General features: G+C 70.6%; 6 protein-coding genes and 1 pseudogene. 2 read left to right on the plus strand and 5 right to left on the minus strand.

What is annotated here, in order from left to right:
- Positions 1 to 63 precede the first annotated feature (63 nt).
- Positions 64 to 201 (plus strand): hypothetical protein, encoded by a 138-nt coding sequence (locus ABT300_RS39265; RefSeq protein ID WP_351686540.1) that lies wholly within the window; start codon positions 64 to 66, stop codon positions 199 to 201.
- Between the two features lie 88 nt (positions 202 to 289).
- Here the strand turns inward: ABT300_RS39265 and ABT300_RS39270 are convergent, their stop codons facing one another.
- The 5 genes from ABT300_RS39270 to ABT300_RS39290 all read right to left on the minus strand — a co-directional run bounded on the left by ABT300_RS39270 (position 290) and on the right by ABT300_RS39290 (position 6,679).
- A complete protein-coding gene (locus ABT300_RS39270) occupies positions 290 to 2,008 on the minus strand; it encodes a hypothetical protein (RefSeq protein WP_351686543.1) in 1,719 nt (572 codons plus the stop codon).
- A 2-nt stretch (positions 2,009 to 2,010) separates the two neighbouring features.
- Positions 2,011 to 2,913, minus strand: a complete 903-nt coding sequence (locus tag ABT300_RS39275) for a carbohydrate ABC transporter permease (RefSeq protein ID WP_351686546.1) — start codon at positions 2,911 to 2,913, stop codon at positions 2,011 to 2,013.
- Positions 2,910 to 3,824 (minus strand): carbohydrate ABC transporter permease, encoded by a 915-nt coding sequence (locus tag ABT300_RS39280; protein ID WP_351686549.1) that lies wholly within the window; start codon positions 3,822 to 3,824, stop codon positions 2,910 to 2,912. Before ABT300_RS39280 ends, ABT300_RS39275 begins: the two co-directional genes overlap by 4 nt.
- 118 nt (positions 3,825 to 3,942) lie before the next feature.
- Positions 3,943 to 5,271, minus strand: coding sequence for an extracellular solute-binding protein (locus ABT300_RS39285; RefSeq protein ID WP_351686552.1), 1,329 nt, complete (start codon positions 5,269 to 5,271; stop codon positions 3,943 to 3,945).
- A 274-nt stretch (positions 5,272 to 5,545) separates the two neighbouring features.
- A complete protein-coding gene (locus ABT300_RS39290) occupies positions 5,546 to 6,679 on the minus strand; it encodes an ROK family protein (protein WP_502978087.1) in 1,134 nt (377 codons plus the stop codon).
- A 322-nt stretch (positions 6,680 to 7,001) separates the two neighbouring features.
- Between ABT300_RS39290 and ABT300_RS39295 the strand changes: the two are divergent.
- Positions 7,002 to 7,276: pseudogene (locus ABT300_RS39295) on the plus strand (ATPase); the annotation flags it as partial.

The raw sequence follows: 7,276 nt of genomic DNA on the forward strand, positions 1-7,276 counted from the left end.
GGTGCGTAGGACCCGGTGGTGCTGTGGAACTCGTAGCGGCCCCTGCTGGAGGGGCTGCGCCCGGTGTACGACCGGCACTCGGCGCGCCCCGGCGGGTGGATCGCGGACTTCGACGCGTTCACGGTGCTGCTGCGCGAGTGGGCGGTGGCGGTCGACGAGGCGGCGCGACGCGGCTGGGGACTGCTCGGGCTGCCCGTCTGACGGCCTGCGTCAGTCTCCTGTCACGCGCGGGCCTGCGCCGGCTCGCCGGGAGCGCCGCACACGCCGGGACGGCGGCGCGGACGCCCCGTCATACCGCCGGTGCGGACCGGCCGGCGCGCAGGGCGACGGTCAGGGTGTGCGGGCCGAGTCCGCCGAGGTAGACGCGGTTCCCCGTCGTCGCGTCGGTGCCGCCGACCACGGTGTGGTCCTGGCCCGGGTCGTATCGCAGCACGTCGTCTCGGTCCGGCCCGGCGAGCGGTTCGCCTGCCTCGACGTCGACCTCGACCCGGATCTCGTCGTCGCCGACCCGGTAGGTCACCGGGCCGGTCGTCAGGCACCCGCGTCCGTCGCCGATCGGCTCGGCGCCCTCCGTCACGCCACCGGTCCGGAACGTCAGCTCCAGCGCCCAGGGCGTCGGCGGCCCGCTGATGTCGATCCGCAGGTCGGCGCCGTCCTCCCGCAGCTCCACCTCGACCCGGGTGGTGTGCGAGACCTCGTCCCGGGGCCGGTCCGCGAAGGACATGGCGGCCGAGAAGCGGCCCTCGTCCGCCAGCCGGTAGGCGCCGTCGTCGCGCCGCAGGTCCTTGGCGAGCGGCTGGTAGTAGGCGGCGGTGAGGGTCTCGGTGAGCCGGTAACGGCTGCCGGAGAGCTGCTCCATGTCGGCGGCGCGGAACGGGCCCAGGTCGAAGAACCCCCGCGAGAGACGGACCGCGTCGAGCACGGCGTCACCGGCGAACAGCCGCAGGAAGGTGGGATTGCAGGCGAGGCCCGAGCGGATGCGCCGGTGTGCCGGCACGTCGGAGCCGCCGTACACCACCGTGTGCGCGGCGGCCGAGGCGCGGCTGGCCAGGCGCGCGGTGCTGACGTACCGGTCGCGGGGCAGTGTCTCCGCGGTCGGCGCGGGCAGTGCGAGGCACAGGTCCGGGGTGAGGAGGGTCTCGGCGAGCAGGTCGGGGTCGTCGATCCCGCCGGCGGCCGCCAGTCGCGCCGCGCGGGCGAAGTCGCCGCGGCCGGTGCGGACCGCGAGCAGCCGGTAGTGGGGCAGATAGGGCGCCAACGGGAACGGGTGGTGCTGGTCCTGCCGTCGCGAGTGGACGGTCTCCACCGTGCCGTCCGGCCTGATGAGGTCCAGGGTGGCGGTGAGGTTGCGTTCGACGGCGTCCAGCAGGTCGGCGCGGCCGAGGACGCCGGCCAGCAGCAGCAGCGAGGGGTTGGAGACGTGGGCCGCGTAGTTGGCGCTGCGTTCCGAGTACAGGCCCTCCGCGTCGATGTCGACGCCTTCGGCGAGCCATTGCTCGACGCGGTCCAGCAGCCGGTGGTCGGGGAACGAGCGGTGCAGCCGGGCCAGGGCCGCGGACAGCTCCCAGCGGTGGTTCGGGGTGTGGATCCCGCCGGTCAGGAGGCTGCCGGAGGCGGCGCCGGCGATCTCGGCGAGCGCGGCCGTGACCTCGCCCAGTTCGGGTCCCGCGCCGGCGGCGAGGACGTGCGCGTCGCACACGTCGTTGACGGTGAAGGCGGAGTCCGGCGGTGACTGCACGTTGTCGCCGCCGGCGAAGAGGCCGGTGGACGTCTGCACGGCCAGCAGCGCGCGCAGGTGGGTCGTCGCCGCGGCGACGGCCCTGCTGCTGCCGTGCAGGGCCGAGTCCGGGGAACGGTACGCCGCGATCAGGGTCTTCACCCGGTGTGCCAGGGCGCGGTGGGGCGCCCCGGCGGGGTCCTCGTCGGGGCGGTCGGCCAGCGGGACGGCCGTCCGGTCGGCGGCGTGGGCGACCGCACGGACGAAGTCGTGGTCGAGCTGGGTGGGCACGGTCAGTCCTTCAGTCCGGCGTTGATGTCGGCGCCCATGACGTAGCGCTGGAAGACGAGGAAGACGAGGATCAGGGGGATCATGGAGATGACCGAGGCGCCGAGCAGGACCGACCAGTTGATGTTCTGCGCGCCGACGATGCTCTGGATGCCGATCTGCACGGTGAACTTGTTCGGGTCGTTGAGCATCAGCAGCGGCCAGATGTAGTCGTTCCACCGCCACTGGAAGGACAGGATGGCCAGGGTCAGCATGATGGGCCGGGAGACCGGCACCATGATCCGCAGGAAGATCGACAGCTCGCGCGCGCCGTCGATGCGTGCGGCTTCCACGAGTTCGTCGGGCACCGTCAGGAAGAACTGACGGAACATGAAGCATCCGGTCGCGGTGAGCACGGCCGGGAGGATGATGCCGGCGAAGGAGTTGTAGAGCCCGAGGTTGCGGACGACCAGGAACTCGGGGGCGAGCATGACCTCGCCCGGCAGCATCGTGGTGGCCAGGATGCAGATGAAGAACGCCTTGAGCCATCGGTTGTCGTACTTGGCGAGCGCGTATCCCGTGCAGCAGCTGACGCCCACCGTGAGGATCGTCGTGATCACGCACACGATGGCCGTGTTGATGAAGTACTGGGAGAAGTTGGCGCTGTCCCAGGCCGCCTTGAAACCCGACAGGGTGGGGTCGTGCGGCACCAGCGTCAGCGGATAGGAGAACAGGTCGCTGGCCGGCTTGAAGGAGCTGAGGACGAACCACAGCACCGGCAGCCCGTACAGGCACGCCAGGATCCACAGCAGTGTCGTCGCGGACACCGCCTGCCGCAGTCCGCCGCTGCCCGTGCCGCGGGAGCGCTTCTTGGAGACGGCCCGTCCGGAACCGGAGTCGACCGGGCGCGGGATGTCTGTGGTTGTCATCGGTTCTCCACCCGTCGGTTGACGATCAGCTGGATGATCGCGACGGCCATCAGGATGAGCATGAGCACGAACGACGCGGCGCTCGCGTAGCCGATCTGGCCCCGCTTGAAGCCGGTCTCGTAGATGTACTGGACGAGCAGGTTGTTCGAGGTGCCGGGTCCGCCGTTGTTGAGGGCGACGAACACCGGGTACTCCTTCATCGCGTTGATCGTGTTGAGCAGGATCACGATGAACGAGGTGGGCGCGATGCTCGGCAGCGTGATGCTGATGAACTGCCGCCACGGCCCGGCGCCGTCGAGCGCGGCCGCCTCGTAGTACGACACCGGCACGTTCTTGATCGCCGCGATGAACAGCAGCATCGAGAAGCCCGTCCAGGCCCAGGACGCCGCCATCACCACCACGATCAGCGACAGGTCGGCGTTCGACTGCCACGGGACGGCGCTTCCGCCGAGCTGCTCGATGACGTAGTTGACCAGTCCGAAGTTCTCGCCGAACAGCCACCGCCACAGGACGCCCACCACGATGGGCGACAGCAGCCACGGGATGAAGAAGATCACGCGGGCCACGGACGCGCCCTTGGCGTGCTTGTTCACGACCAGGTTGGCGGCGAGCAGCGAGAGCGCGAAGTTCAGCGGGACGAAGAGCACCGCGTACAGCAGCGTCCGGGTCAGCGCGTCGTAGAACGTGGAGTCCCCGACCAGGTTGTGGTAGTTGTCCAGCCCCACGAACTGGAACGCGCCCACACCCGTGTAGTTCGTGAAGGAGTAGACGAACCCGATCACCGCCGGCCAGACGAAGAACAGCGAGAAGAGCACGACATTGGCCGCGATGAGGACGAGCGGCGCGAGGACGTAGCGGCTGCGTCGTCTCCTGGGCGGGCTCACGGACACGTCCGGGGCGTGTTTGGTCATCTTCCTGACTCCGTGCTGGTGGAAGGGATCTTCGTGGGCTCACGCCATGAGCCCGGCATCACGTGGGCGACCAGGGCCGGGCGGCGGGGGTTCAGGACCCGCCGCCCGGCCCTGTGGCCTACGATCCGGTGCCGACCTGCTGGTTGTAGCCGGCCACGATGTTCTCCAGGGCCTTGTCGGCCGACTGCTGACCGTTGATCGCCTTGCCGAGTTCCGTCTTGGTCGGGTCCTCGGTGATGCTCTTGCCCTTCAGCACCCAGGCCGTCTGTGCGTTGTTGAAGTAGCCGGAGATCGGGGCGTAGAGCGGGATCTCCTCGTTGTACAGCTTGAACGCCGCCTGCGCCGCCTCCGAGGTGAAGGGGTACTTCGGGTTCAGTCCGCTCTCGACCGGCAGGAAGCCGGACGTCTCGCACAGCACACGGTAGTGGTCCGGCTCGTACAGCCAGGACATGAACTTGGTCGTGGCCTTGGCCGCGTCACCGTTGTTGTTGAAGCCGACCATCATGCCGCCTGCGTTGACGTCGGAGGCCTGCACCGGCTCGGCGGGAGTCGGGACGCTCGCCCACTCGAACTTCTTGATGCTCTCGGCGAAGGAGGCGACCTGCCACACGCCGGACCAGTAGGCGACCACGTCACCGCTCTGGAACATCGCCGACGGGTCGGCGCCGCTGGTCCACACCGACTTCGGCATGGTCTTGTCGTCGTTCCAGCCGACGAAGGTGTTCACGGCCTTCTTGGTCGCCTCGTCCGCCGAGAACTTGCCGGAGTCGTCCGCGTGGACGTACTTGCCGCCCATCTCGTACACCATGGCGCGCAGCCGGGACGGCGACTGGTCGAAGGTCAGCGAGTACTTGGCCTTGGTCTTCTCGCGGACGGTGTTCGCCGCCTTGATGAAGTCGGTCCAGGTCCAGGTCTTGTCGGGGGAGGTCGGGAACGCGACCCCGGCCCTCTCGAACAGCGTCTTGTTGATGTACATGCCGGACGCGGTGACGTCCGAGGGGATCGCCAGCACCTTCCCGGAGTCGTCCTTGGCGATGAAGTTCGCGTTGATCTTGTTGGTCTTGTTCTCGGCGATGGACTTGAGGTCGATCAGCTTGCTTGACCAGATCGGGTCCAGCGACGGCACGGCCGCCACGTCGGGCAGGGAGTTCGCCTGCGCGGCGTTCTTCAGCTTCGTCGTGTACCCGTCGTAGGGGATGTTGACGAGCTTGACGTCGACGCCCTCGTCCTTCTTGTACTGGGCCACCAGCTTCTTCCAGCCCGCGTCCTGCCCCGGAACGGTGGAGATCCAGAACGTCAGGGACTTGGAGGTCCCGCCCGAGCTGCCGTCCGACCCGCAGGCGGAGAGCAACAGGGCGCCTGCCGTGGCCACGGCAGCCAGGGGAACCATCCGGCGTATGCCGCCACGGCCGAGTCGGCGGGAGCGCCGCACACCCACACTGGTCATCTTCGATCCCTTTTCGTCGTAGGGGACGGAGCACGGCGCCGAACGAGGCGGCACGGGTGCAGTTTGCAGGAGGATTCGCTTTCCGGGGTCACGGCCTCGCCCGGCCGCGTCGCCTAGACGGGTGGGGTCCCCGGCCATGAGGGCCGTCGTCGCACAAGCACGCCCTCGTGCGGCTGCCGTACGTCGAGTACGGCCGGGACGCTCACCCCAAGCCGGCGTCCCGGCCGACTTAGAAAGCGCTTGTCCGGACATTGGCAGACCGAGTCGCGGGCCGTCAATCCTTGGCCCGCGCCGCATCGGTCACGGTTTGGACTCCCCGGGCGACCGCGAGCCGTGCGGCGCCCGCGACGGTGCCGGAATCGCCGACCGTGCTGCTGACCACCTCGGTGGGCCAGCTCAGCCGTGCCAGCTCGGCCCGCACACCGGGCAGGAGCTGCGGATCCGCACCGGTGCTGCCGCCGAGCACGATCAGTCCGGGGTCCAGTACGGCGGTCACCGCGGCGGCGAGCCGGCCCACGTCCGCGGCGTGCCGGCCGACGATCTCGCCGGCCGTCGCCGTGCCGGCCCCGGCGAGGGCGAAGAGCCGCTCGGTGGTGCGCGGACAGGGCCCGTCCGCGGCCCGCCAGGCCTCTTTGGCCCGGCGCAGCAGGGAGCGGGCGCCGATGTACTCCTCCAGGGCCTCCCGGCGCGGCTCGCGGCCGTCCTCCCAGGGGTAGGGCAGGCGGGCGAGCTCGCCGGCGGCCCCGTTCGAGCCGCGCAGCACCTGTCCGCCGACCACGATGCCGAGACCGATGCCGACGCCGATGCGCAGATAGCCGAAGGTGTGCCGGCCCCGGGCGGCTCCCTCGTGGAGTTCCGCGAGCGCCGCGCAGTTGACGTTGTTCTCCAGCTGGACGGGCACGCCCGCGGGCAGGGCGACCGCCATGGCGTCGAAGACGGGTCCCGCCTTGGCGGTCGCGGGGCGCATGCCGCTGCCCAGCCGGTCCCGCGCGGCCACATCGCCGACGGCGACCACGATGGAGCGCAGCGGCCCTTCGCCGGGCAGCGCGTCCAGCGCCTCGCGCACGGCGTCGGCGGCGTCCCTGCGGGAGGCGGTGGCCTCGGCGAGCAGCGTGCCGTCCAGGGCGCACCCCCTGACCCGGGTGACCGCCGGGCCGAGATCGACGGCCAGCACCGCGCCCGCGGCCGGGCCGAGGCAGTAGACGGCGGCGGAGCGGCCGGTGCCGCTGGAGGCGGTCCCCGAGTGCGCGGCGAGCCGGGCGGCCTCGAGCTCGGCGACGGCGGAGGACACCGTCGGTTTGGACAGTCCCGCCAGGCTCGCGAGCTGCGGCCGGGTCGCGCTGCCCGCCTGGGCGAGCACGGCGAACACGGCGCTGGCGCTCTCGGTCAGGCGGGGGGCTTCCACCACGTCGAGTTCCACAGTTTCCCCCACACGGGTACAGGGCCGCGCGCGCCGGACGAGATCGTCCCGGCGGGCTGCGGCGATGGGATGCACCGACGGCGCGCGTTCCCGCCCCGTGCGGGCCCGGCGGGCCGCACGGTGGTCGAGTGCGCGATTCCTCTTGACGCACTGTACTTCGTTAGTTAACTTCCTAACGAACTTCACGGTACTCGCCTGCCGTGCTTCGTCAGAGGCCCGTCCCGGGGCTTCCCGTTCCTTCATGCCTGTTCCCTCGGTCACGGTTCGCCCGCCGTCGCAGCACGTCAAGCGCAACGACGAAAGAGGATCCGTGCAGGACTCCCTCCCTTCGAGCCCCCTCGTGGTCGGCGTCGACGTGGGCGGCACCAAGACGCATCTGCGCGCGCTCGCGGGCGACCACGTCGTGGTCGACCATGTGCGCGCCAGCAGCGGCTGGCGGCCCCACGACCCGGTCGCCGCCGCACACTGGCTGGCCGCCCTCCTCCGTGAGGCGCTGCCGGCGCAGGCACGTCCCGCGGCGCTCGCCGTGGGGGCGCACGCCTGCGAGACCCCTCTGCAGTGCGCGCGGATCCGCGTCGCGCTCCA

Origin of the sequence: Streptomyces sp. NPDC001027 (assembly GCF_040299045.1) — a bacterium.
GTDB lineage: Bacteria > Actinomycetota > Actinomycetes > Streptomycetales > Streptomycetaceae > Streptomyces.